The sequence below is a fragment of the Bacillus sp. JZ34 genome, assembly GCF_053903205.1.
In genome coordinates, this window is sequence record NZ_CP096403.1 from 56096 (window position 1) to 81512 (window position 25417).

Sequence of the window (25417 nt, forward strand, 5' to 3'; positions counted from 1 at the left end):
ACCTCTGCAAAATGGACTACCAAAGGGTTTGATTTAATGGGTCCATTTTGAAATGAATTTTTGGAGACTCATTGGAACAGCCTCGTTTTTATGGATTTTACTTTTTCAATAGCAAATAAATAAAATAAGGTGCCCCGATTAATGAGACCATGATTCCAGCCGGTATAGTGGTTTCAATGATATTACGTCCGATTGTGTCGGCGAATAATAAGAACCAACCGCCAAGTAGAATAGCAACAGGGATAAATAGTTGATTTCTGGGTCCTACTAAAGTTTTTGCGATATGTGGGGCCATTAATCCGATAAAGGAAATACCTCCTGTGACAGAAACGGCAGCAGCCGCTAATGCGACAGCTGTTAAAAGTAAAACGATCCGCTCCCTTTCAATGGAAACCCCAACGCCAATGGTTACAGGCTCGCTTAATCCTAATAGATTTAGTCGATTTGCTTTGTACAAAGTAAACGGAATCAAGATGACTAACCAAGGCAGGAGCGCCCCAACGAATGGCCAATCTGTACCCCAAATATTCCCTGCCAGCCATTTGGCGATGAAATCAACTTTTGTCCGTTCAGCAGAAGAAATAATGACAATCATAGCTCCGGAAAGTGCAGTTGAGAATCCGACTCCGATGAGGACTAAGCCTATAGGCTGCATACCACTATTTTTGTTATAGGCTAACAGATAAATGAAGAATCCCGTTATAATCGCTCCTATAAAGCCAACAATTGGAATCATATAAACAAATGATCCAGCTTCAGCTGGGAAAAATAAAAAGAAAACGGCAATGGCAACCCCAGCACCGGAGTTAATCCCAATAATGCCTGGATCAGCTAAATCATTTTTTGTGATTCCTTGCAAAATAGCACCTGACATAGCAAGTGCCATCCCAGCTAATAAAGTAATCAATATTCGAGGCAAGCGAATAGAATATAATATAAATTCCTCTTTAAAGGTTCCTTGACCTAATAGAGTGTGGATGAGTCTGTCAAAAGATAAACTAGCAGACCCTATTCCCATCCCAATTATAGCTGTAGCTATGATGAGTATGAGAGAAATCGATAAAATCATTCGCTGTTTTTTGATTAATGCTGAATGTATCATGAGAGTGTTTTTCCTCCCTTTCGGACAATGATCAGGAAGAACGGTAAACCAAGCATAGCGACAATGGCTATAACAGGTGTTTCATATGGTGCATTTAAGGTACGGCCAAGTGTATCAGCAAATAGCATAAAAGTAGCTCCGCAAGTTGCAGACATCGGTAAAATAAAACGATAATCGGTTCCAACAATTGCCCGAACAATATGAGGAATCATAAGACCGATAAAGGTCATATTGCCAACCAGAGCAACAGATGCTCCCGCGAGAATGATAATGATAATAAATAGAAGGATTTTAATTCTGATGATATTTTGACCTAAGCCAACTGCAACTTCTTCATTTAAGCTGAGAATGGTAAGTTGTCTCGAGAGGAAAAAGGAAACAACAATTCCAATGATAATAAAAGGTACGATGATTCGCAGTTGATTCCAAGTTGTTCCAACCATCCCTCCTGCTGTCCACATCGAGATATCTTTAGAAATTTTAAAATAAAGGCCAAGCCCTTCAGCAATGGCGTATAAAAAGGCGGAAACAGCAGAACCCGCTAACACAATACGGAAAGGAGAGAATCCGCCTTTTTTCATCGAACCGATTCCAAAAACCAACAAGGCACCGAGTGCGGCTCCAATAAAACAGGCAACCATCGTCAAAAAGTAATTGGCTGATGGAATGAAAGCGATCGTAACAGCCAATGCTGCATAAGCCCCGGCAGATAATCCTAGTAAACCTGGATCAGCAAGTGGGTTTCTTGTTATACCTTGCATGATTGCACCAGAGACAGCAAGAGCTGCGCCAACAAAAATCGCAGCTATTTCACGAGGTAACCGAATATCACGGATAATCGAAATATGATCGCCGGTTGCAGAAGACGAAAGAGCCAACCATACATCTTCAACTGAAACGTCTGCAGCTCCAAATACCATTGCCATAAAAAACATACCAATAAACACTAGAATTCCTAAGATGAGTTTGAAGGCAAATGAGGTAAAAGATTGAGTTTTTCTTATCATAAAGCTCATCATTTTCCTTTCTTAGAATGGGAAAGGGGCTGCCCTTTGGCCAACCCCTTTCAATAGACCTCTGCTTTTCTAGTCTTAGTTTCCTAGAAACGCTTTTTTAAAGAATGCTAGTTGTTTTTCAAGTGTGATTGGGTCAGTGAATGATGCGCCTTCACCTTGCATTTCAATGACATGTCCATTTTTGACAGCTGGAATGTTCTTGTATGTGTCTGTTTCTTGGAAAGATGTATTCGCATCAGAGTACTTACTTAAAATGACATAATCTCCCGCATATTTTGGAAGCACTTCAGCTGATAACGTATAATACCCTGCTTTTAATGCGTCTTTCTTTACTTTTTCAGGCATATTTAGTTTCATCGTTTGATATAAGATTTCTGTACCGCGCGCCCAGTTATTACCGTAAACATAAAGATCTTTCCCATATGCTTCAATAACAGATACAGTTGAATCCTTGCCGATTTTTGTGCGAATATCTTCTCCGATTTCTTCTGCCCGCTGTTTAAAGTCGTCAACCCATGCTCGGGCTTCTTTTTCTTTGTTTAGTAGCTTGCCAATTTCCACGTGCTGAGTTAAATAATCTACTTTACCCCATGTATAAGTAACAGTAGGAGCGATCTCATTTAATTTGTCTAAATTTTTAACCGTTGATAACGCGATGATTAAATCTGGCTCTAATTCAATAATTTTTTCTAGGTCATCTTCTGAAACTTCTTGAACATCTTTTAACTTTTCTTTAAAGGTTGGATTGTTTTTAGACCAAGTGTCTACACCGACAACGTTGACTCCTAAATCTAACACATTTCCGGTATACCCTGAAAGCATAACAACTCTTTGCGGATCGGCTGGAACTTCTATTGGTCCTGTTTCCGCTTGGTATGTAATCGTTTTAGATTCTTTTTTTGCTGAGCCGCTATCCTTTGTTGCTGACTCTTCATTGCTGCATGCACTAATCATAAGCGTCAGCAATAGCAAAAACGGGATTAATAGTTTCTTCATGCTCATTTTCACCTCTTTATAAATTGTAAGTAACACACTTCGGTTTATTTGTTCTTGGGTCAATTTGAAAGACTTCCCGCAGTACTCGCCTCTTCACAAGCCCAGCTTCACGACTTCGCCGTCTTTAATGCAATGATATAATCCGAAAAAAACGAGCAGCTCCTCGATGTAAATCATGTCCGTCTCCCGTACAAGAGCCATAGCAATTCAAACACATTGGCGCTGACCTCAGGATATGGTTGTTCCTTTTTATCTGGAATCGTTACACAGAGATTTTTTACAATTAAACGTCCTCCAGAGCCAGTATTTAATTCTTCAGTAAATAGCTGTATGAACCGCAGAATGAAAATAAATAAACGATAATGATTATCAATATCAACAATAAATATATATTTCATTTTTCAATATGTCAATGTAAAAATTGTGTCCTTATCATAGTACCCTCATGAAAGTGAAAACTTTTAGAAAGAAAAAATTAATTATGATGAAAACAAGTTTAATAACTTATCATTGATAATCAATTACGAATGATGTTTGGGAGTGAACGGTGATGAGTCAACAGGCCGGGGGTGCTTGTTTGGCCGCCTTTATCGACTGCGATTTCGCCGATGCGGTTGCACTCGACTGATCCGTCTAACCACTCTGTGTTTGGCACAAGACCGATTTTGACGAAGACAGCTTGGAGTTCAACGTGTTGTTCTTCGCCTGTTTCACGATCCACGTAAGTGATGCCGTTTACGTTTAGGTCACCTGTAATTTCTTTCGTTTGTACATGTTTCACTACAGTCGCGTTTGACAGGCTGTAGAGGCGTTTTTGCAGGACTTCCTCCGCTTTCAGCTCCGGTGCGAACTCAAGAACAGTGACATGGTTGACGATGCCTGCGAGATCAATCGCCGCTTACTTATCTATGAACGAGCAGAAAACCAGACCTTGTTAGCAATTTGCTGTACGAAGTGGAAAACCGTCAAAAAGAGCCCAGAGAATGATCCCTGAACTCCACATTTCCTCACTTCATATACCGATACTCCCGCAATCTCTCCAAAATAGCTACTTCCTTCAAGAGTTCCTCACCAACATTCGTTTCCTTTACTTTCTTCCGCTCAAGCTCTTTATCCACTAATCGCTTCACCGTTAAGACATCAGTTCCGGTGCTCAGCACTTCCGCCTTGGAATTAAAGTGTTTATGGGCGACGAGCTGCATGCCGTAGGAGTTGTATAACAGCGTGTAGCCGGCGATACCTGTTGTCGATTGGTAGGCTTTGGAGAAGCCGCCGTCGATGACGATCATTTTTCCGTTTGCTTTGATCGGATCTTCTCCTTCGATTTCTTTTACCGGTGTATGGCCGTTGATGATATGGCCATGATCCGGGTTGAGGCCGAATTCTTTCAGGATGTTTCGGCAGGTTGCCTCGTCTTCACGCAAATAGTAATACGGGTTTTTCTTCTCTTTATGTGTTTCCTTCTCTTTAATGAAATACCGCTCAAAGGTCGTCATAGCGCGTTTTCCAAAAAGGGAGGAGTGCTCGCCTGTCCATAAATACCAGACCATATCCGTCGCCAGATCATCGGTTTCTTCCGGGTGGGCAAACGCTTCCCGCAAGAATCGTTCAAATACATCAAGCAGCTCACGGCCTGCATACGGTTTATCCTCAATCATCATCGTTTCCATATTGCCGTTTTCATCAACTGGAATACAGCCGTGAATCAACAGGTTGCCGTTATATTTTAAATAAAGGCTGCCTTTTTTCATCATAAAATTCATATGGCGGCCCAGCTTTTCGGAATGCTGGACAGAGAATAGCAGCTTGTCTATGACTTCTGCTTCTTCTTCTAATAGCTGATCTGGCTGCTCCGGATTCACTGTCGCAAAGCAGGTGTTTTCCAGCTGATATGTTTTTCCGTGCAGCGTGATTTCGTTTTTGTCGTAATCTATTTTCTCTAATAACAGCCGCTCTTCCATATTAAAGTTCGGCCGTCTCTTGATAATCGGGCTTTCAAGCTTGAATTGGATCATCGCAATCGCTTGATGAATTTTTGTGATTTGCTTAATCTCATCTTCCGGTCTGTTTTCGTCTGCTTTCGGACGGAAAGATGGGTTATCATCGTAATATTTTTCGGCAAGGTTCAAGAGCGGTCTCAGATTGATGCCGTACACGTCTTCAATAATATCCAAGTTGTCATAGCGGGCACAGATGCGGATAATATTTGCCAGGCATACTTTAGAGCCTGAATAAGCGCCTATCCAAAGGACATCGTGATTTCCCCACTGAATATCGACTGAATGATAGTTGATCAGTTCTTCCATAATCTGATCCGGCTGCGGTCCGCGGTCGTAAATATCGCCGACAACATGCAGATGGTCGACAACCAATCGCTGCGTGCTATATGCAAGACCGGTGATCAGCTTATCAGCTTGGCCAAGCGCAATGATCTGATCTACGATTTTGGAGTAATACTGTTCTTTGTTGGCAGACTCTTCTGTTTTATACAGCAGCTCCTCCGTAATATAAGCAAACTGAGAGGGCAGTGCTTTGCGTAATTTGGAGCGGGTATACTTGGAAGAGCAATAAGATACGAGCTTAATCATTCGATTAATCGTTTCTTTATACCAATCGTTTAACAATGCTTTCGTATCGTAATTATGTTTTATTAACTTCAGTTTGTCTTCCGGATAATACACTAATGCTGCTAATTCATCAATTTCTCTATCATAAATGACACCGCTGAAAATATCGCGTATCTTCTCTTTTACTCTTCCTGAACCATTCCGCAGCACGTGCTGGAATGCCTGGTATTCCCCGTGCAAATCACTGACAAAATGCTCGGTGCCTTTCGGCAGGTTCAGTATCGCTTTCAAATTAATGATTTCCGTTACCACTTTTGCTTCACAATCGTATTTTTGTGCGAGTAAATCTAAATATTTGGTTTCCAAAATCGTCCATCCCCTTTTTAGAATAGGAGCTGTCCCCCTATGTACGAGCATTTGCATGATAAGGTGATTTTAAAAGTATGACATTATTTTTAAATAATTGACCTTTATATGATAGTACCGCATAACTCCTTTTTGAGACAATCAAAACGAGGGAAAGAGGCGCTGAGATGAGCGGAGAGAAAGCTTGAGAAGGCTTCTTTAACATTAATCGGACACCGCATTTCAGAGTACCCCGGCTTTGGCTTGGTCACTTTCATGGAATTGATTTCTTTCTATCCCAGCATTGTCTCGTTCTCAGAAATGGGAGGAAAATATTGTCGCTAGTATAGGTGAGTTTAAGAATACTAGCGTTAACTATAAATAGGACCATTGACAAATCACTCAACCTCTATTAAAATTAAAAGTTATCCGATAGTAATTATCTCTATCGAAAAACTCAATACATGCAAGCTATGATTGCTGTGGGTCGCACTACAGCAGGAGCAGCTTCTGGAGAGACCGCGGAATTCTGCGGCGCCGAAGGGTTCACAATCTCAGGCAAAAGGACAGAAGAGTACCGAATATGTATTTGTCGTGCTGATGATTGTCAGCGGCACAAATATATTTTGATATTCTTATGACCGCGAGATTGGAGGACATCCAATCTCTTTTTTTATGGGCTTTTTTACTGCTCGTCGTTCACTAGAGAGGTAAGGAGGAGTTTGATGTGGAACAGCGGGAATTAAAGAGGGACTTATCCAATCGGCACGTACAGCTTATCGCTATTGGCGGGACGATTGGCACCGGGTTGTTTTTAGGCTCCGGTAAGGCGATTCAATTGGCGGGTCCTTCTATCATCTTTGCGTATTTCATTGTAGGTATTGCGCTTTTTTTCGTGATGCGGGCGCTGGGAGAATTGCTGTTATCTAAAGCGGGTTATCAATCGTTAACCGATATTGCCGAGGAGTATCTGGGGCCGCGTGCGGCGTTTGTCACCGGGTGGACCTATTGGTTTTGCTGGATTATGACAGCTATGGCGGATGTGATTGCCGTCGGTGTCTATGTGAAATATTGGTTTGATATTCCACAGTGGGTCCCTGCACTTATCTGTTTACTCATTTTATTAGGGCTCAATCTGTTGACTGTCAAGCTTTTTGGAGAATTGGAATTTTGGTTCGCTTTAATAAAGGTGATCACGATTCTTGCGTTAATTGTCATCGGTGTTATTTTGCTGGTGATCGGGTTTAAGACGCATACAGGAACGGTTTCGGTTACCAACCTTTGGGCGCATGGCGGTTTGTTTCCAAACGGATTTTCAGGCTTTTTGCTTTCTTTCCAAATGGTGATCTTTGCATATGTTGGTGTGGAATTAGTAGGTGTATCGGCGGCGGAAACGTCGAACCCGAAAAAAAATATTCCATCGGCTATTAATAAAATTCCTTTACGGATTTTATTTTTCTACGTCGGCGCGCTTATCGTCTTATTATGTATTAACCCTTGGATGGAACTGAATGCAGCGGAAAGTCCTTTTGTGAAAACCTTCAGCTTAGTCGGCATCCCGCTTGCCGCGGGAATCATTAATTTTGTTGTATTAACGTCAGCCGCGTCTGCTTGTAACAGCGGGATGTTTTCAACAAGCCGGATTCTGTACAATTTAAGTAAAACGAAACAGGGCCCGGCCAATTTTGCGAAGCTGAATAAAAACCATGTGCCGAGTCACGCGTTATGGGTATCAACCATTGTCCTGTCAGCAGGGGCGCTATTAAGCAAACTGATACCGGAACAAGCCTTTGGCATTGTGACAACCATCAGCGCGATTTGTTTCATATGGGTGTGGGGTGTGATTCTTGTCAGCCATATTAGATACAGGAAAACCCGTCCGCACTTACACGCAGCATCAACATTCAAAGCGCCATTCGCGCCGTTTATCAATTATGTTGTCCTGGCGATGTTTGCGGTCATTCTCATGATTATGCTGTATGCGGATGCGACTCGCCCGGCCTTGCTGCTGACTCCTCTATGGTTTATTGTATTGTTTATTTTATTTTGGATGAAAAAAACAGGACAAAAAGAACATGATGAGTCAAATTAAATCTCTTGAAAAAGACGGTGTACTGCATGCAGTATGCCGTCTTTATTTTTGATTAACCGTTTCCTTTTATAGGTTTATATTTAATGTAGACATGAGAACGAGAGGAATGGAGTCATGGAATACAATTCATACATGAATGGACAATCGCAATATCCCGCTTGGTCCTATCCGTACAATTTGATCATATGGAAAGCGTTTGTCGGCCATGATGTGAAGTCCTATTTATATGGGTTATAACATAAAAAAGCGCCATACTGCCGTTTAAGCAGCATAGCGCCTTTCGTGTTAGTTCCGGATCAAATAATCAAACGCCCCTAATGCGGCATTTGCCCCCGATCCCATCGAAATAATGATTTGGTTATATGGTCCGTCTGTGCAGTCGCCGGCAGCGAATAGGCCAGGGATGGTTGTTTCGCCGCGTTTGTCGACTGCGATTTCGCCGATGCGGTTGCGTTCGACGGTTTCAGGGAGCCATTCCGTGTTCGGCACAAGACCGATTTGGACGAAGACGCCTTGGAGCTCGACGTGTTTTTCTTCTCCTGTTTCACGGTCAACGTAAGTGATGCCGTTTACGTTTTCATCACCCGTGATTTCTTTTGTTTGGGCGTTTTTCACGACAGTCACGTTAGGGAGACTGTAGAGACGTTTTTGCAGAACTTCGTCTGCTTTCAGCTCCGGTGCGAACTCAAGAACAGTCACGTGGTTGACGATACCTGCAAGGTCAATCGCTGCTTCGATACCGGAGTTCCCGCCGCCGATGACGGCGACGTCTTTGCCTTCAAACAACGGTCCGTCACAGTGAGGGCAGTATGCGACACCTTTGTTTTTGAACTCTTGTTCGCCAGGTACGCCGATATTGCGCCAGCGTGCGCCAGTTGACAGAATGACGGTTTTGCTTTTCAGAACAGCGCCGTTTTCGAGTTCAAGATGGAAAAGATCTTTTTTCTCGAGACCTTTTGCGCGTTGCAGGTTCATGACGTCGATCTCGTAATCCTTCACGTGTTCTTCAAGGCTTGCCGCAAGCTTCGGCCCTTCGGTGCGCTTCACGCTGATGAAGTTCTCGATGCTCATCGTGTCAAGGACTTGGCCGCCGAAGCGTTCGGCAACGATTCCTGTGCGGATGCCTTTGCGCGCCGCATAGATTGCTGCGCTTGCACCGGCAGGTCCGCCTCCGACAACGAGTACATCGAACGGATCTTTATCAGAAAGCTCAGATGCATCTGTGCCGCTGCCCATTTTCGCAAGAATTTCTTCAAGCGTCATTCGGCCGCTTCCAAAGGATTCGCCGTTCAAGTATACGGTCGGCACAGCCATAATGTTTTTGCTTTCGACTTCTGACTTGTATGCCGCACCATCGATCATCGTGTGCGTGATGTTCGGGTTGAGCACGCTCATCATGTTCAATGCCTGCACAACGTCCGGGCAGTTGTGGCATGTGAGGCTGATATAAGATTCGAAGCGGTATTCGCCGCTGATGTTCTTGATTTGATCGATGATTTTTTGATCGACTTTCGGCGGTCGGCCGCTTACTTGCAAGAGTGCCAGCACCAAAGATGTGAATTCGTGACCGAGCGGAACTCCGGCGAATGTGACGCCTGTTTCTTCTCCGGCACGATTGACGCTGAAGCTTGGCGTTCTGTCGAGCTGCGCCTTTTCAACAGTGATTTTTGATGACATGGAAGCCAGCTCTCCTACAAGAGCCAGCATATCCTTAGAGACACTGTCATCGCCTGTACTGACTTTAAGGACGATGTCATTTTCAATCATCTGCATGTATTGGTTTAATTGTGCTTTGATATTTGCTTCAAGTACCAATTGAATGCACTCCTTAGATTTTGCCTACTAGGTCAAGGCTTGGTGTCAGTGTTTCAGAACCTTCTTCCCATTTAGCCGGGCAAACTTCGCCTGGGTTTTGGCGGACGTATTGAGCCGCTTTTACTTTGTTGATCAGGGTGCTTGCATCACGGCCGATACCGCCTGCGTTGATTTCAACAGCTTGGATCACACCGTCCGGATCGATGATGAATGTTCCGCGGTCAGCAAGACCTTCTTCTTCGTTCAGCACTTCAAAGTTGCGGGAGATCGTTTGAGACGGGTCGCCGATCATCGCGTAAGTGATTTTGCCGATTTTCTCAGAGCTATCATGCCATCCTTTATGTACGAAGTGAGTGTCTGTAGAAACAGAGTATACTTCGACACCAAGTTCTTTTAGGGCAGCATATTCGTTTTGAAGGTCTTCAAGCTCAGTCGGGCAAACAAATGAGAAATCTGCTGGATAGAAGCAGAAAATGCTCCATTGGCCTTTTAGATCTTCGTGTGTAACATCGATAAACTCACCGTTTTTGTAAGCTTTCGCTGCGAATGGTTGTACTTCTTTTCCGATTAGAGACATAATATCGTCCTCCTGAATGTAGTTTAAGAGAAATAAAAATTGTAAACTTTATTTCTCTGTAATTATTATAATTATATATAAATTATCAAGTAATAAATATTTTTTGTCAAGGGGAAAGCCCATTAATTTTTTGTTAAGTATTTCAGCTAAAGAAAAGAGTTGGAGTTTCGTAACTTTCATATAGTATGATTGGCACAAATGGTAGAGTAGTGAGAATGAAGAGTCCTAATTGAAAACGAAAAGCCGTCGGAATGACGGCTTCTTTGGCTAAACTCCTTTATATGCGGAACGGTAAATCTCAGCAAGCTCCGAAACGAGCGGCAGCTTCGGATTGGCTGTCGTACACTGATCTTCAAAGGCGCGTTCGGCCATGAGATCCACTTTGCTTTCGAATGCGGCAGCATCCACGCCGTTTTGTTTAATGCTCATCGGAATTTTAAGCTCTTTGGCGAGCGAGATAATCTCCTGGATCAGGCTTTCAACGCCTTCTGCAGTTGTTTTTGCAGGCAGGCCGAGCGTTCTGGCAATCTCCGCGTAGCGCTGATCGGCTATGAAGTGGCTGTATTTAGGAAATGCCGTGAACTTTTTCGGCTTTTCTGCATTATAGCGGATCACGTGCGGCAGAAGGATGGCGTTTGCCCGTCCATGAGCGATGTGAAACTCCGCGCCAAGCTTATGGGCTAAGCTGTGGTTGATGCCAAGGAAGGCATTGGAAAACGCCATTCCGGCAATCGTTGATGCATTATGCACTTTTTCGCGGGCCAGCTCGTCGCTGCCGTTTTTGTATGCTCTAGGCAGGTATTCGAAGATCAGCTGGATGGCCTTCATGGCCAAGCCGTCTGTATAGTCGTTAGCCATGCACGATACGTATGATTCAATTGCGTGTGTTAATACGTCCATTCCTGTGTCAGCCGTAATATGTTTCGGCACGGTCATGACAAATTGCGGGTCAATGATCGCGACGTCCGGCGTTAATTCATAGTCGGCCAGCGGATACTTCGTATTCGTTTCTTTGTCTGTAATGACAGAGAATGAAGTGACTTCAGAGCCTGTGCCTGATGTCGTCGGGATCGCGACGAATTTTGCTTTTTCGCCCAGTTTCGGGTATTTGACAATGCGCTTGCGGATGTCCAGGAATTTTTGCTTTAATCCAAAGAATTCAGCATCCGGGTGCTCATAGAACAACCACATTCCTTTTGCGGCATCCATTGCAGAACCTCCGCCGAGGGCGATGATGACATCCGGCTGGAATTTGGCCATCATGTCGACGCCGTTCATCACCGTTTCGATTGAAGGATCAGGCTCGACATCAGAAAAAATTTCACAATGAACGTAATCCGGGCGCCTTCTTAAGTAGTGTAGGACGCGGTCTACATATCCGAGTTTCACCATCCCCGGATCAGTCACAATCAACGCTTTTGAGATGTCAGGCATTTTCGCTAAATATTGGGTTGCGTGTTTTTCAAAATAGATTTTTGGAGGAACTTTAAACCACTGCATATTGACATTCCTTTTCGCCACTTTTTTCGTGTTGATTAAATGAACAGCTCCAACGTTTGACGAGACGGAGTTTCCGCCATATGTGCCGCATCCGAGTGTTAAAGAAGGCATATAGGCGTTGTAAATGTCGCCGATCGCCCCTTGTGACGACGGTGCATTGACGATGATCCGCCCGGCTTTCATCCGTAATCCGAATTCTTTAACGGCTTCTTGATCGTTCGTATGAATTACCGCCGAGTGGCCGGTTCCACCGAACGCGAGCATGTCTTCGGCGCGTTTTAATCCCTCTTGAATTCCGCTGACTTTGTAGCACGCTAAAACAGGGCTCAGTTTTTCCCTGGAAAGCGGGTAATCCGGACCTACGCCTTCTAATTCGGCGATGAGGATTTTTGTATCTTGAGGCACTTTGACACCGGCCATTTCAGCGATTTTGAATGCCGGCATGCCGACGATATCAGCGTTTACCGCGCAAGTATTTTCATTGATGACCAATTTCTCGACCTTTGATTTTTCGGTTTCATTTAAGAAATAGCAGTTGTTTCTTGTCATTTCGACTTTGACGTCTGAGTAGATGTCTTTGTCTATGATGACGGCCTGCTCTGATGCGCAAATCATGCCGTTGTCAAATGTTTTGGATAAGATCAGATCATTGACGGCTTGCTTCAGGTTGGCAGACTTCTCGATGTAGCACGGAACGTTTCCAGGTCCGACACCAAGGGCCGGTTTTCCGGAGCTGTACGCTGATTTCACCATGCCGGCGCCCCCTGTTGCGAGGATCAGGGAAACGTTCGGGTGGGTCATTAAGGCTTGAGTTGCATTCAGCGAAGGCGTTTCAATCCATTGGATACAGTTGTCTGGTGCTCCTGCTTTGACGGCTGCGTTCCGAAGGATTCTCGCCGCTTCGCGGCTGCATTTTTGGGCCGATGGATGGAAAGCAAACACGATAGGGTTTCTTGTTTTGATCGCTATCAGGGACTTGAACATTGTAGTGGAAGTAGGGTTGGTCACCGGCGTCACGCCGGCGATGACACCGACAGGCTCCGCGATTTCAATGACTCCGTCGTGTTCGTTTTCATTGATGATGCCCACTGTTTTATCGTATTTGATATGATGGTAGACATACTCTGTGGCAAACATGTTTTTAATGATTTTATCTTCATAAACGCCGCGCTTCGTTTCTTCGACGGCAAGTTTGGCGAGAGGCATGTGCTGATCAAGGCCGGCAAGCGCCATCTGTTTGACGATCTCATCAATCTGCTCCTGATCAAAGCTGCGGAATTCTTCCAATGCCTTTAGGCCTTTTTCGACTAGCTGATCAACCATGGTTGAGGCATTTTGCTTTTGTTTCATTTCCTTTTCTTCGATTGCCATTGTAAACCCTCCAGTGAATGAATAGGAATTTGATTACAACAGGATGTTCAGGGATGAATGATGCGGACATTGTTTGTGAAACATTTCACAAGTGGAGTTAAAAAATTTTATCCCTGAAGCGGATATCTGGTTTATTTTGGTATCAGTCCTCCTTTTCTGTGGCTGAATTTATCATATCACGAATTTGAAGTATGAGTTTGTGAAATGTTGAACAAAGTATGAAATTCATTCTTGAGTAAAATAAGAATGCACCCCGAGGTCCGGGGTGCAGCTTTTAATACCAGTCCGTATGAAACACGCCTTCCATATCCGTCCGCTCATACGTGTGAGCGCCGAAATAATCGCGCTGCGCCTGCAGCAGGTTTGCGTTTGAGCGGCCCGTCCGGTAGCCGTCGTAATAGGAGAGGGCGGTGCTCAGGCACGGGAATGAGATGCCTGAGCTGATGCCTTCGCAGACGACCTTTCGCAAGCCGGACTGGTATTCTTTTAGTTTTTCAGCGAAGTCAGGTGCGACCAGCAGGTTGGACAGGTCCGGCTGTTTGTCGAACGCTTCGCTGATGAGATTTAAAAATTGTGCGCGGATGATGCAGCCGCCGCGGAAGATGAGGGCGATGTCCTTTAACGGCAGGTTCCATCCGTTCAGGTCAGACGTCATTTTATATTGAGCGAAGCCTTGGGCATAGGCGCAGACTTTCCCCATGTATAACGCCTGTCTGACGCGGTCGATCCACACGTTCTGATCCAGGGGCCGTTCTTCTGTTTCAGGGCCGGCCAATACGTTTTCGGCAGCTGTCCGTTCGTCTTTTAATGATGACAGGTAACGGGCAAACAGGGATTCCGTGATAATCGATGATGGAATGCCGTTGTCGATGGCCTGCAGGCTCGTCCATTTGCCCGTGCCTTTTTGGCCGGTTTTGTCGAGGATGGCGTCGATGAGCGGAGCGCCCGTTCGCTCATCCTTTTTCCTCAGGATCTCTGCCGTGATTTCGATTAAATAGCTTTTCAGCTCTCCTTGATTCCACGTGTCGAAAATGTCAGCGATTTCATCTATCGGCAAAAGAAGCTTTTCTCTTAAAAATGTATACGCTTCAGCGATAAGCTGCATGTCTGCGTATTCGATGCCGTTGTGCACCATTTTGACAAAATGCCCCGCGCCTTTTGGACCGATGTAGACACAGCATGGATCTCCTTCTACTTGGGCGGCGATTTTTGTGAGAATCGGAGCTGCTTTTTCGTAGACGTCCCGATCTCCGCCGGGCATAATGGATGGGCCTTTTAAAGCGCCGACTTCGCCGCCGGAAATGCCGATTCCCAAGTAGCCGATACCTTTCGCTTTCAAACTATCATATCTTCGTTCCGTATCTTCGTAGTGGGAGTTGCCGCCGTCCATGATGACATCCCCTTCTTCAAGCAGAGGAACGAGCGAGTCGATAACAGAATCAACCGGTTTGCCTGCTGTGACCATAAGAAAGATTTTTCTCGGTTTTTCTAAAGACTTTACGAAATCTTCAAGTTCATAGTACGGCTTGACTGTTTGGCCTCCCGTTTTTTGGACGAGTTGATCGGTTAAATCCCTTGTGTAGTTATAGACGGCGACTTGTTCGCCTTTGCTTGCCATGTTCAGGGCGATATTGCTCCCCATGACTCCCAAACCTATGACACCGATTGTATTGCGCATGTAATACCTGCTCCTTCATTTAAGACTTTTTTATACAAATAGGCTTAACAATAAAGTAAATCCTAATCCGGCCACCGCGATAATGGTTTCAAGCAGTGTCCAGGTGGCAAATGTCTCTTTCATGCTTAGTCCGAAATACTCTTTGAACATCCAGAAGCCTGCGTCATTGACATGGGAAGCGATTACACTTCCGGCCCCTGTTGCAAGCACAACCAGCGCAAGATTGACATCGCTTTGTCCAAGCATCGGAAGAACGAGTCCGGTTGTGCTTAATGCAGCAACTGTCGCGGATCCTAAGGAGATGCGCAGAATTGCGGCGATGACCCAGGCGAGCAAGATCGGCGACATGGCTGTTCCTTTGAATAACTCAGCTACATAGTCGCCTACTCCGCCATTGATCAAGACTTGTTTGAAGGCGCCGCCGCCCCCGATGATCAAGAGCATCATTCCGATTTGTGTAATGGCGGTTGAACAGGAATCCATCACTTGTTTGATCGGGATCTTTCTGGCGATCCCCATCGTATAGATCGCGACCAACAGGGAGATGACCATCGAAGTCGAGGCATTCCCGATTAAGCGAACAGCTGCCAGCAGGCTGTTGTCTGCAAGACCCATCGTTTCTTGAATAAGCGTAATAACAGTCGAAATAGACATGATAATGACCGGAAGCATAGCTGTGAAGACGCTGATGCCGAAGCCGGGCGTCTCTTCAAGCTTGAACGTTTTCTGCTCACCGAGTGAAGCGATGCTGCCCATTTTCTCAAATGATTGCGGGACGATTTTTTTCGCCAGTTTCGTAAATAAAGGTCCGGCCAAAAGAACGGTTGGAATTGCAACAATGATACCGTAGAGCAGCACTTCCCCGATATTGGCGCCGAGCTCTCCCGCGATAGCCGTCGGTCCCGGATGCGGGGGCAGGAAGCCGTGTGTGACGGATAAGGCCGCCGTCATTGGAATTCCAAGGTATAAAATAGATATCTTCAATTCTCTTGAAATGGCGAATACAATTGGAATCAATAATACCAATCCGACTTCGAAGAATAATGCAACCCCGATGATAAAGGAGGCGATGACGACCGCCCATTGGATGTTTTTCTCTCCGAATTTGTTGACGAGGGTCATCGCAATGCGCTGAGCGCCCCCTGAATCCGCGATCAGCCTGCCCAGCATGGCGCCGAGCCCGAAGATCAATGCGATATGGCCGAGCGTTCCGCCAAGGCCTTCTTCAATCGTTTTGACGATGTCGTCAAGCGGCATTCCAAGCGCCAATGCAACCCCGAACGATACGATAATCAAGGAAACAAACGTATTCAGTTTTAACCCCATAATCAAAAGCAATAATGCGACAATCCCGATTGCTACGATCAGTAATGGCATGATAACGCCTCCAATTCTCCCCTATTTTTTGCTGGATAAGCTTCTTTGATAATTTGCAATTTGTGTATATTCGTTTTCAAGTGCTCGAGATAAGTTGATAAAAAGCGGCATTAATTTTCTGTATTCTTTGGCCGATTCTTCTTTCGGCGCGTGTCTGTGCGTGCTTCCGATCATGTCGGAGACGACATCGAATGAATCGATTTTCCCTGTCGCGTACAGCCCCAAAATGCAGGCTCCGAGACAAGAGCTTTCATAGCTTTCCGGCACGACGACTTCCGATTCGAAAATATCGGCCATCATTTGCCGCCATACGTCAGACCTTGCGAAACCTCCGGTCGCCTGAATTCGGGCAACTGGACCGTCCATGCATTCTGTCAACGCCAGGAAGACGGTGTACAGATTGTAAATAACCCCTTCCAATGCCGCGCGAATCATGTGTTCTTTTTTATGCGACATGGTGAGGCCGAAGAATGAACCGCGCACATCCGGATTCCAGAGCGGCGCCCGTTCGCCTGCGAGGTATGGATGGAACAGCAGTCCGTCGGCACCCGGTCTGACGCGTTCGGCAATTTTGGTCAAGACATCGTACGGATCAATGCCGAGACGTTTTGCCGTTTCGATTTCTGATGATGCAAATTCATCTCTGATCCAGCGAAGGACGATCCCGCCGTTGTTGACTGGCCCGCCGATGACCCAATGATTCTCAGTTAAGGCATAGCAAAAGATTCTGCCTTTTTCATCGGTTTGCGGTTTATCGATAATCGTGCGAATCGCACCGCTTGTCCCAATAGTGACGGCGATTTCGCCTTTTTTAATCGCGTTGACGCCGAGGTTGGAAAGCACGCCGTCGCTGGCACCGATGACAAATGGCGTTTGCGGATCAATTCCCATCATCGCCGCCAGTTCCGGATTGCAGTGATGGAAAATGGCTGTTGTCGGAACGAGCTTTGATAGGTGGTCAGGTGTGATGCCTGCAATGGCCAGTGCTTCTTCATCCCAGGCCAATGTTTTGAGATTCATCATTCCCATCGCCGAAGCTAAGGAGTAATCGACGACATATTGATCAAATAACTTTTTAAAAATATATTCCTTGATTCCGATATATTTTTTTGCTTTGACAGCGATTTCAGGATGCTCGTTTACAATCCATGTGATTTTGCTTAGCGGCGCCATCGGATGAATCGGCGTTCCCGTCCGTTTATAGACATTGTGCCCGTTCATTTCTTCTTTGATTTTATGAGCCCAGCCTTCGCTTCTGTTGTCTGCCCAAGTGATACAGGAGGTGAGCGGCTTGTCGTTTTCGTCCATCGCAATCACGCTGTGCATCGCGCTGCTGAATGAAATGAATGACGGCTGTTTGTCAGGATGCTGCTGCATGATTTTCGCCGTTGACTGGATGACGGCCTGAAAAATCTCATCCGGGTTTTGCTCAGCGGTCGAGATGTCCGGTGTGTAAAGCGCGTAGCCGATGCTTTCCTTTTGGATCACGTCCCCTTTTTCACTGAATAAAACCGCTTTCGTGCTTGTCGTACCGATATCTATGCCTAACATATAACTAGTCATTTTCTTGTTCGGCCCCTTTCGCCAGCATTTGTTGCGACAGCCACAGATCTTCAACTTTACCTTGCACGTCATCGAAATTTTGATGTAGGGATTTAAGCATCAGATCCCTGTCTTTCGTTTTGATCGCTTTGATATAAAGTTCATGGTTATCGAGAATTCGTTCAAAGTCTTCGTATTTTTCTTTTAAGCGGGCCCGCATGGATAAAAGAATAAAGCTTTCCATCACAGGTTTGAGATTGTTCCATATCATCAAAATGTAAGAATGATTGATGGAGCGGACAATCGTTTCGTGAAATAAGACGTCTTGAAATGAGAACTCGTCGGCATCTTTGTATTTGATGGAGACTTTCATCATCTCCAATATTTTGCTGAGGTCTGTTACCAGTTCGTCGACATTTGCCCGTCCAAGCCGTTCGAATACGAATGTTTCCATCACCAGACGCACATCATAAATTTCTCCAATTTCTTTTTCGGTTAAACCGATGACAACGGCGCCCATCCGTTCCAAACGGATGATTTTTTCCGATGCCAGTATTTTTAAAGCTTCGCGGATGGGAGACCGGCTCACCGAGAATTCCGCAGCCAATTTATTTTCAGATAAAATGGTACCGCTTTCAATCAAGCCGGAAATAATGCGCATTCTCAGCTCGCATGCGACGCGAACACCTGTTGAAGCTCTTGAAAGCCACTTCTCCGGATATAAAAGATTTTTAGATTGGCTCATACACTCACCTTCCTAGTTATACGAGTATACTTGTATACAAGTATGATAACGCGATTATTTTGATTATGCAAACACTTTCATTTCAAATTTTCCGAAAAATTTTTTCCATTTAGAAAACGATTTGTTTTGCCAATGCGCTCGAAATACTCCACTAAAGTAAAAAAAATATAAAGGGAGCAGCTGCCCTTTATATTTTGACCATTTGTTTAACGATGAGTTTGAAGTCATGTTCGCTAATTTCTATGTGCCCAAATCGAAAGGAATAACCCCAGTGCCGTTTGTTTTTGATGAAAGAGAGGTTGGGAATGAATGGGTGGATCGGCGTTTCCCGGCATTTTAAAAAGTTGATCTTCCTTCTGTAAGGTGAGAATCCTTCTCCCGCATGAACCTTGTAAACTCTGTTATCACTCACTTCCCCTACAGCTGTAAACTTTTGATAGGGCGCATCATCTTTGAGATTTTGTTTTGGCGAGTAATAAATGATCCAATCATCGGGATTCATTCTTTTTAAAGGCGCCTCTTTTCCGTGGCAAAGTTGGGCGAAGCCTCCGGATACACCTTTCAAGACGTGATCGCGCGAAGCTACGCCGATCCAATACCTTCTTTTCATTCCATTCAGCATCCGCAATCATCCTTGTCAGTATTCCCTTCGGTGCATGCTGACACAGGAAAATTCATTTCTCTCCATGCCGCGATCCCTCCGGTCAGCTCTTTCACTTGATAGCCTTTTTCTAATAAAAATTTAGCTGCTTTAGCTGCCGTATTGCACCAGACATCCCAGCAGTACACAATGATTTCTTTATCTTTTGGAATATCCTCTAATCGATGAGGGAGATCGTGTTCAGGTATCGCTTGAGCACCTTTTATCGTCAAACTCCTGACTTCGCTTGGCCCGTTTCTTACATCTATTAAAAAATATTTTTCAGGGTGATTCTTTGAAGATTTAAAATAATCCATTGGGCTAATGGTGGCTTCTAAACGTGCATTAAAAAAATCGAGTGAATTCATAGGGTATGCCTCCTAGTTTTTATACTTTTTCCATACTTTTAAAAGCAAATCTTTAAATAATTTTTTTTCATTGTCAGTCAGAGGGGATAAAACCTCATATTCTGTCTGTACTAAAACCTGTTTGCATGATGACAGTACATCGCTGCCTTTTTCAGTAAGGATTAGGCTGTATGCCCTGCGATCACTTGCGTTTTTTGTCCTTTCCACAAAGCCTGAAGCTTCTAAATGGTCAACATGGCTCACCATTGTCGTACGGTCGATCTGCAGTTGTTCAGAAATCAGTTTTTGAGAAGAAAAAGGGTTTTCTTCAATAAATACAAGTACTCCGAATTGCCTGGCATTCAAGCTATACGGAGCGAGAACATCAGCAAATTGATCCTCCATTTGCTGAAGAACCTTTCCTAGCAAAAATCCGTAAAATTGACTTAACTGTTTCAAAAATCATCACCACCTAAAATAATCACCAAACAATATAGTCAGTATAACTGATTATATTTTTGAACGCAAGCCTTCTTGTTTTCGTTTGTTAATTTAATTAATTAACCGTGGTACAATAAAACCTACGATATGGTGTAAATGGAGGATTTCACATGCAACGCGGTACATTTCAATTAATGAAATCGGTGAACAAATCGATCATTCTTAATAAAATCAGAACTTCAGAGCCGATTTCGAGAGCCGAGATCGCCAAGGAAACAAAGATTACCCCTCCCACGGTCTCAAGCATTGTCAAAGAGCTGATCGAACAAGGGCTCGTGAAAGAAAGCACGCTCGGCCATTCGAGCGGCGGAAGGAAGCCGACAATGCTGCACATCAACACAGGTGCCTATTATGTCATTGGCATTGATGCCGGGCCTGAGACGGTGGAGTGCATCTTAACCGATTTAGCCGGAGGGATACTGCAGCGGACATCCAGCCTGCTGAAAAAACCGCTGACAAACGAGACGTTCATTGATGTTTTAAAAGAAAATGTTTATGCGATTTTGGGACGGGCCGATGTCAATCAGGAAAAGATCATCGGGATCGGCATCGCAATGCACGGGGTCGTCGATGCTGAAACGGGAATGTCACGCATCGCCCCGATTTTAAACCTAACCAATATTCCCATTAAAGATGTGCTGGAACAAGAATTCAACTTAACGGTCAGAGTTGAAAACGATGCCAGGGCGATGGCGCTTGGCGAATCGTGGTTCGGCGGCCGCGATGATGCAGGCAGTATGGCGGCCGTAAACGTCGGCCACGGTGTCGGTGCGGGGATTGTCATCAACGGAAAACTGTACCATGGAGCGGAAGGAATCGCAGGGGAACTGGGCCATATGATCATTGATATTAATGGAGAAAAGTGCGAGTGCGGCAACCGGGGCTGCCTGCAGACGATTGTGAGCGGTAAAGCGATTGCCAAGCGGGGAAACAAACGGTTAAAAGAAAGTCCGGACAGCCTGACAGCCAAAGATTTGTTTGAAATGGCCGAGAACGGCTGCCAAACGTGTATCGAACTCTTTCGGGAAACCGGTGTGATCATCGGAATCGGGCTGACCAACTTCATTCATCTTGTCAATCCGGGCAAAATCGTGCTGGGCGGCGGAGTGATGAAAGGCGGGAGGTTCATATTGCCGGCGATACGAGAAACGATACAGCAGAAAGCCTTAACAGCCGAAGCGAGGCAGACAGAGGTGACGATAACGAAGCTCGGCGATGAAGCGACGCTTTACGGAGCCGTTTCATTGCTGTTGGCGGAGCTGTTTGATCCGGTGTTAAAATAAGCCTTTTTTTCGCCTGTTTTAACATCGGTGAAGCCTTACCCCTGACGATTGACCGTGTGGATGAAGCGCATGAAAGCTTCGCGGTTTTTGAATACCCCGGCATCCTCAAGGGCTTTAACAAATTTCCGGCCAAGTTCTTTTCGTACAATTGATTCAGCATGCTTCGGCACGGACGGCTCTCCGTATTCGGTTTTGAGCTGTTCGGCCCATTCCCGGTGATGCGCTTCAACGGCATCTGACTGACCGAGCAGGAATTCTTGGACACCTGCCAGTTCGGTCTTTAAGCGGGGAGGAAGAACGGCCAGGCCCATCACTTCGATTAAGCCGATATTTTCTTTCTTAATATGGTGAACGTCAGCATGCGGGTGGAATATGCCGTATGGATGCTCGGCAGATGTCCGGTTGTTTCTGAGCACAAGGTCGATTTCAAAAACACCGCTCACGTTTCTTGCAATAGGCGTAATCGTGTTATGAGGCGTTTCATCAGTAAAAGCCGTAATATCCGCTTGTTGATCCGAGTAGTTTTTCCAAGTCTGAAAAATATGATCCGCCGCATCGACAAGGCTGTTGATCGCCGTTCCTTTCAAGCGGATGACAGACATCGGCCATTTTAAAACAGAGGCTTCGATGTCCGGATGCTGTTTGATTTGAAAGGAGAACGCGTTTTCTGCGCGCGTCATTGCAAACTCATATCGTCCGGCTTGATAATGGTCATGGCTTAAAATAGACCCGCCGACGATCGGCAAATCGGCATTCGATCCGATAAAATAATGCGGAAACAGCTCTGTAAAAACAAGCAGCCTGTGAAAGGCAAGCTTATCAATTTTCATCGGCCGATGCTGCTCAGAAAATAAAATGCTGTGCTCGTTATAGTAAGCATATGGAGAATATTGAAAATACCAGTTTTCTCCGGCGAGCGGGACTTTAATAATCCTGTGGTTCGCCCGGGCGGGATACCCGATTCGTCCTGCATACCCTTCGTTTTCTTTGCACAGCAGGCACGTCGGATAGCTGCGTGCTCGTTTTGCAGCGGCGCGCTCCCGTTTGATTTGCTCAGGGTCTTTTTCCGGCTTTGACAAATTGATCGTAATATCCATTGTGCCGTAAGGTGTATCTGCCTGATACGAAATATTTCTTTCAATTCGTTTTGTCTGGATATAGTTGCTGTTTTTGCTGAGCTGATAAAAATAGGCGGTCGCCTCCAGCGGCGATTGCTCGTATTTTTGCTGAAACACGGCATTGATGACAGAAGGTCTTGCAACAAAGCAATTCATCACATTTGCCGCCAGCATGTCTTTCGCGTCTGCGTCGTCGGTTATGACGCAGTGTTCAATTGCATAAGCGGCGAGTCTTTCCAAAAGGTCGGGGATGGAGTCGCCGGAAGCCGCAGGGGCTTCTTCGGGAAACGAGTCCAGACCCAGCAGGTTCATCACTTGGTTGCGTGCGTAGTTCACGTCATCCGGTTCGATTAACCCTGTTTCAAGCGCTTTTTGAATGAGTCCGGCTATGTCTTGTTCAATCATGTTGACACTTCCTTCCTGTACCCGTTTGGATGTGATGAATGCCACTTCCAGGCGTCTTCAATGATCTTTGCTACAGAAGTGCGCGAAGGCCTCCAGCCTAGGACCTGCTTTGCTTTGTCAGAGCCGGCAATCAGGATGCTCGGGTCGCCGGCTCTGCGCTTGCCGATCTCGGCGGGAATGTCTTTGCCGGTGACCTTTCTCGCCGCATCAATCATTTCTTTCACCGAAAATCCTTCGCTGCTGCCGAGGTTGAATATATCGCTTTTGCCGCCTTCTCTTAAATAGTCCAAAGCCGACAGATGAGCGTCAATCAGGTCTTCGACATGAACATAGTCGCGGATGCACGTGCCGTCGGGCGTATCATAGTCATCCCCAAAAATCGTAATATGCGGTCTTTGTCCGAGAGCGGTTTGCAGGATGATGGGGACCAGGTGTGTTTCCGGATGATGGTCTTCTCCGATCTCTCCCGTTTCCCTTGCTCCTGCGACATTAAAGTACCTGAGAGACACAAAGCTGACTCCATGGGCTTCTTCAGTCCGCTTCATGAGCTTCTCCATGATCAGTTTCGTTTCCCCGTAGGTGCTTGTCGGCCTCGTCGGCATGTCTTCTGTGATCGGCACCGATTCAGGCTCTCCGTAGACGGCCGCCGTCGAGGAGAATACGATTTTTTTCACATCGTGCTCAAGCATCGTCTGAAGCAAAACCTGTGTCCCGGATACATTGTTGTCGTAGTATTTAAGCGGATCTTTCATTGATTCGCCGACAAGTGAACTGGCGGCGAAGTGGATCACTTCTTCAATACGTTCCTTTTCGAAAACAGTGCGGAGGAAGTCGCGATCGCGCACATCCCCTTCATAAAAGACTGCCGCAGGATGTACGGCCTGTCTTTGGCCGGTCTCAAGGTTGTCAACGACAACGACGGTTTCGCCCCTGTCCAATAATTGATACACGGCGTGTGAACCGATATAGCCGGCACCGCCCAAAACCAACACACTCATATCCATTCCCCTTTCTATATTTCTTTGGCGCCGTCGCCTATCGCCGCAGTATAAAATGCGGCATCATAGCCAACCGTTTCGCGGTAGACGGCATTCACGCGTTCTTTAAAGCTGTCTGTCCGGTCTTTTTCTACAATCGCAATCGCACAGCCGCCGAACCCGGCGCCGGTCATGCGTGCACCCAGGACGCCGTCTTGTTCCCAAGCCGCCTGGACAATGGTATCAAGCTCCAGCCCTGTCACTTCATAATCATCCCTTAAAGACATATGAGATTCATTCATCAGCTTGCCGAACCCGGCGAGGTCGTCCCCGCGAAGTTTTTCCAGCGCTTTCAGCGTCCGGGCATTTTCGTACACCGCATGTCTGGCACGTTTTCGATTAATTTCATCTCGGATGAGGTGCTGATGAGCTTCAAATGCTTCCGCCGTCATTTCGCCCAGGCTTGCAATCGGTAACTCCTGCTGCAGATCGCGGAGCGCCTCTTCGCATTGGGCACGCCTTTCATTATATTTAGATCCGGCCAGCGTCCGCTGTTTGTTTGTATTGATGATGATCACATCGTGTTCCTTCAATACGAAGGGAGCGTATGTGTAATGAAGTGTTTGGCAGTCTAACAAAATCGCGTGATCCTTTTTCCCCATGCCGATCGCAAATTGGTCCATAATGCCGCTGCCTACGCCGATGTATTCGTTTTCGACTTTTTGTCCGAGCTTAACCATGGAGATCGTGTCTGTCTGCAAACCATAAAGCCCTTTTAAAAGAACGCCTGTCGCAAGTTCAATCGATGCGGAAGAAGAGAGGCCCGCCCCGTGCGGAATATTTCCGTAATACAAAATATCGGCGCCGTGAACGATTTGATGGCCTGCTGCTTTCATCAAAAGGAACATTCCTTTCGGATAGTTGGCCCAGCCGTCAGACCGGTCAAATGCTAAATCGCTCAAGCTGCATTCAATTATGCCTTTGTCATGGAAGTTCTTTGAATAGAAACGGATCATTTGATCATCTCGTTTCACGCCAAGGGCATAGGTGCCAAATGAAATCGAAGCGGGGAAAACATGCCCTCCATTATAATCCGTGTGTTCGCCTATTAAGTTGATTCTTCCCGGAGCAAAAAAGGTTCGCGGTGTCTGTTCTGTCTTAAAAATAGAGCGAAAGTCGTTTGATAAAGCGGCTGCAGTATTCATATATCCTCCCATTCGTTTGACGTGCAGACTTAATAAATTAATTTAATTAAGTTTAACCCCAGTTTACTACGGGTTTTCAATTGGTGCAATAAAAAGTGTTTTTTCAAATGAAACGTTTTCATGTAAAATCCTTATTGGCGGGGATAGGGCAATCAGCACTTGACTTTTACAAAAATCAACGTTAAATTAGTAAAATATTTTACTAAAAAATATGAAAG

The 25417-nt window shown here is 45.5% G+C and carries 20 protein-coding genes, 1 pseudogene and 1 riboswitch; of the genes and pseudogenes, 3 read left to right on the forward strand and 18 right to left on the reverse strand.

Annotated features, from left to right (window positions below):
• Window positions 1-97: 97 nt before the first annotated feature.
• The 5 genes and pseudogenes from M1D90_RS00330 to fbp all read right to left on the reverse strand — a co-directional run bounded on the left by M1D90_RS00330 (window position 98) and on the right by fbp (window position 6047).
• Entirely contained in the window at window positions 98-1102 is a 1005-nt protein-coding gene (locus M1D90_RS00330) for a FecCD family ABC transporter permease (RefSeq protein WP_075212818.1), read from the reverse strand.
• Window positions 1099-2109 (reverse strand): FecCD family ABC transporter permease, encoded by a 1011-nt coding sequence (locus tag M1D90_RS00335; RefSeq protein WP_035339312.1) that lies wholly within the window; start codon window positions 2107-2109, stop codon window positions 1099-1101. The genes M1D90_RS00330 and M1D90_RS00335 overlap by 4 nt, the downstream gene beginning before the upstream one ends.
• A gap of 84 nt (window positions 2110-2193) precedes the next feature.
• Window positions 2194-3114 carry an iron-hydroxamate ABC transporter substrate-binding protein gene (locus M1D90_RS00340; RefSeq protein WP_456283055.1) on the reverse strand — a complete coding sequence of 307 codons (921 nt, stop codon included), beginning with the start codon at window positions 3112-3114 and terminating at the stop codon, window positions 2194-2196.
• A gap of 559 nt (window positions 3115-3673) precedes the next feature.
• Window positions 3674-4012: pseudogene (locus tag M1D90_RS00345) on the reverse strand (FAD-dependent oxidoreductase); the annotation flags it as partial.
• A 109-nt stretch (window positions 4013-4121) separates the two neighbouring features.
• The gene (gene fbp, locus M1D90_RS00350) at window positions 4122-6047 is read right to left on the reverse strand and encodes a fructose-1,6-bisphosphatase (protein WP_025810513.1); all 1926 of its coding nucleotides are present in this window, start codon (window positions 6045-6047) and stop codon (window positions 4122-4124) included.
• Window positions 6048-6526: 479 nt separating this feature from the next.
• A riboswitch (glycine riboswitch) is annotated at window positions 6527-6606 on the forward strand.
• A 147-nt stretch (window positions 6607-6753) separates the two neighbouring features.
• On the opposite strand from fbp, the gene M1D90_RS00355 reads away from it, so the two are divergent.
• A complete protein-coding gene (locus M1D90_RS00355; RefSeq protein ID WP_197407058.1) occupies window positions 6754-8118 on the forward strand; it encodes an amino acid permease in 1365 nt (454 codons plus the stop codon).
• A 114-nt stretch (window positions 8119-8232) separates the two neighbouring features.
• A complete protein-coding gene (locus M1D90_RS00360) occupies window positions 8233-8355 on the forward strand; it encodes a hypothetical protein (protein ID WP_257419524.1) in 123 nt (40 codons plus the stop codon).
• Between the two features lie 48 nt (window positions 8356-8403).
• Here M1D90_RS00360 and ahpF read toward each other — a convergent pair whose 3' ends face one another.
• The 10 genes from ahpF to M1D90_RS00410 form a co-directional block, all read right to left on the reverse strand.
• The gene (gene ahpF, locus M1D90_RS00365; protein WP_039073088.1) at window positions 8404-9933 is read right to left on the reverse strand and encodes an alkyl hydroperoxide reductase subunit F; all 1530 of its coding nucleotides are present in this window, start codon (window positions 9931-9933) and stop codon (window positions 8404-8406) included.
• 13 nt (window positions 9934-9946) lie between these two features.
• Window positions 9947-10510, reverse strand: coding sequence for an alkyl hydroperoxide reductase subunit C (ahpC, locus tag M1D90_RS00370; RefSeq protein ID WP_020453590.1), 564 nt, complete (start codon window positions 10508-10510; stop codon window positions 9947-9949).
• A 267-nt stretch (window positions 10511-10777) separates the two neighbouring features.
• A complete protein-coding gene (adhE, locus tag M1D90_RS00375) occupies window positions 10778-13381 on the reverse strand; it encodes a bifunctional acetaldehyde-CoA/alcohol dehydrogenase (protein ID WP_026580397.1) in 2604 nt (867 codons plus the stop codon).
• A 274-nt stretch (window positions 13382-13655) separates the two neighbouring features.
• On the reverse strand, window positions 13656-15059 hold the full coding sequence (gene gnd, locus M1D90_RS00380) for a decarboxylating NADP(+)-dependent phosphogluconate dehydrogenase (RefSeq protein ID WP_456283056.1): 1404 nt from the start codon (window positions 15057-15059) through the stop codon (window positions 13656-13658).
• 30 nt (window positions 15060-15089) lie between these two features.
• Window positions 15090-16436: a GntP family permease gene (locus M1D90_RS00385; protein WP_023856844.1), complete on the reverse strand. Its 1347-nt coding sequence runs from the start codon at window positions 16434-16436 to the stop codon at window positions 15090-15092.
• A 21-nt stretch (window positions 16437-16457) separates the two neighbouring features.
• On the reverse strand, window positions 16458-17999 hold the full coding sequence (gntK, locus tag M1D90_RS00390) for a gluconokinase (protein ID WP_020453586.1): 1542 nt from the start codon (window positions 17997-17999) through the stop codon (window positions 16458-16460).
• Complete coding sequence (locus M1D90_RS00395; RefSeq protein ID WP_020453585.1) at window positions 17992-18723, reverse strand: GntR family transcriptional regulator; 732 nt, start codon at window positions 18721-18723, stop codon at window positions 17992-17994. Before M1D90_RS00395 ends, gntK begins: the two co-directional genes overlap by 8 nt.
• Before the next feature lie 187 nt (window positions 18724-18910).
• Window positions 18911-19345 (reverse strand): EVE domain-containing protein, encoded by a 435-nt coding sequence (locus M1D90_RS00400; protein WP_020453584.1) that lies wholly within the window; start codon window positions 19343-19345, stop codon window positions 18911-18913.
• Entirely contained in the window at window positions 19339-19731 is a 393-nt protein-coding gene (locus tag M1D90_RS00405; RefSeq protein ID WP_025810520.1) for a rhodanese-like domain-containing protein, read from the reverse strand. The genes M1D90_RS00400 and M1D90_RS00405 overlap by 7 nt, the downstream gene beginning before the upstream one ends.
• Window positions 19732-19743: 12 nt before the next feature.
• A complete protein-coding gene (locus M1D90_RS00410; RefSeq protein WP_020453582.1) occupies window positions 19744-20169 on the reverse strand; it encodes a MarR family winged helix-turn-helix transcriptional regulator in 426 nt (141 codons plus the stop codon).
• 152 nt (window positions 20170-20321) lie between these two features.
• On the opposite strand from M1D90_RS00410, the gene M1D90_RS00415 reads away from it, so the two are divergent.
• Window positions 20322-21494, forward strand: a complete 1173-nt coding sequence (locus M1D90_RS00415) for an ROK family transcriptional regulator (protein WP_105979437.1) — start codon at window positions 20322-20324, stop codon at window positions 21492-21494.
• A 35-nt stretch (window positions 21495-21529) separates the two neighbouring features.
• Here the strand turns inward: M1D90_RS00415 and galT are convergent, their stop codons facing one another.
• The 3 genes from galT to M1D90_RS00430 are packed head-to-tail and all read right to left on the reverse strand — an operon-like array spanning window position 21530 to window position 25199.
• Complete coding sequence (gene galT / locus M1D90_RS00420) at window positions 21530-23017, reverse strand: UDP-glucose--hexose-1-phosphate uridylyltransferase (RefSeq protein WP_456283057.1); 1488 nt, start codon at window positions 23015-23017, stop codon at window positions 21530-21532.
• The gene (gene galE, locus M1D90_RS00425) at window positions 23014-24015 is read right to left on the reverse strand and encodes a UDP-glucose 4-epimerase GalE (protein WP_025810522.1); all 1002 of its coding nucleotides are present in this window, start codon (window positions 24013-24015) and stop codon (window positions 23014-23016) included. The genes galT and galE overlap by 4 nt, the downstream gene beginning before the upstream one ends.
• A gap of 14 nt (window positions 24016-24029) precedes the next feature.
• Window positions 24030-25199 (reverse strand): galactokinase, encoded by a 1170-nt coding sequence (locus tag M1D90_RS00430; RefSeq protein WP_456283058.1) that lies wholly within the window; start codon window positions 25197-25199, stop codon window positions 24030-24032.
• Window positions 25200-25417 lie beyond the last annotated feature (218 nt).

Excerpts from the sequence above, each read along its gene's own strand:
- M1D90_RS00360 (WP_257419524.1), top strand. The coding sequence starts at position 8,233 with ATGGAATACAATTCATACATGAATGGACAATCGCAATATCCCGCTTGG.
- gnd (WP_456283056.1), bottom strand. The coding sequence starts at position 15,059 with ATGCGCAATACAATCGGTGTCATAGGTTTGGGAGTCATGGGGAGCAAT.
- galE (WP_025810522.1), bottom strand. The coding sequence starts at position 24,015 with ATGAGTGTGTTGGTTTTGGGCGGTGCCGGCTATATCGGTTCACACGCC.
- M1D90_RS00330 (WP_075212818.1), bottom strand. The coding sequence starts at position 1,102 with ATGATACATTCAGCATTAATCAAAAAACAGCGAATGATTTTATCGATT.
- M1D90_RS00430 (WP_456283058.1), bottom strand. The coding sequence starts at position 25,199 with ATGAATACTGCAGCCGCTTTATCAAACGACTTTCGCTCTATTTTTAAG.
- M1D90_RS00340 (WP_456283055.1), bottom strand. The coding sequence starts at position 3,114 with ATGAAGAAACTATTAATCCCGTTTTTGCTATTGCTGACGCTTATGATT.
- galT (WP_456283057.1), bottom strand. The coding sequence starts at position 23,017 with ATGATTGAACAAGACATAGCCGGACTCATTCAAAAAGCGCTTGAAACA.
- M1D90_RS00335 (WP_035339312.1), bottom strand. The coding sequence starts at position 2,109 with ATGATAAGAAAAACTCAATCTTTTACCTCATTTGCCTTCAAACTCATC.
- ahpC (WP_020453590.1), bottom strand. The coding sequence starts at position 10,510 with ATGTCTCTAATCGGAAAAGAAGTACAACCATTCGCAGCGAAAGCTTAC.
- M1D90_RS00415 (WP_105979437.1), top strand. The coding sequence starts at position 20,322 with ATGCAACGCGGTACATTTCAATTAATGAAATCGGTGAACAAATCGATC.
- adhE (WP_026580397.1), bottom strand. The coding sequence starts at position 13,381 with ATGGCAATCGAAGAAAAGGAAATGAAACAAAAGCAAAATGCCTCAACC.
- M1D90_RS00405 (WP_025810520.1), bottom strand. The coding sequence starts at position 19,731 with ATGAATTCACTCGATTTTTTTAATGCACGTTTAGAAGCCACCATTAGC.
- M1D90_RS00385 (WP_023856844.1), bottom strand. The coding sequence starts at position 16,436 with ATGCCATTACTGATCGTAGCAATCGGGATTGTCGCATTATTGCTTTTG.
- gntK (WP_020453586.1), bottom strand. The coding sequence starts at position 17,999 with ATGACTAGTTATATGTTAGGCATAGATATCGGTACGACAAGCACGAAA.
- M1D90_RS00395 (WP_020453585.1), bottom strand. The coding sequence starts at position 18,723 with ATGAGCCAATCTAAAAATCTTTTATATCCGGAGAAGTGGCTTTCAAGA.
- M1D90_RS00400 (WP_020453584.1), bottom strand. The coding sequence starts at position 19,345 with ATGCTGAATGGAATGAAAAGAAGGTATTGGATCGGCGTAGCTTCGCGC.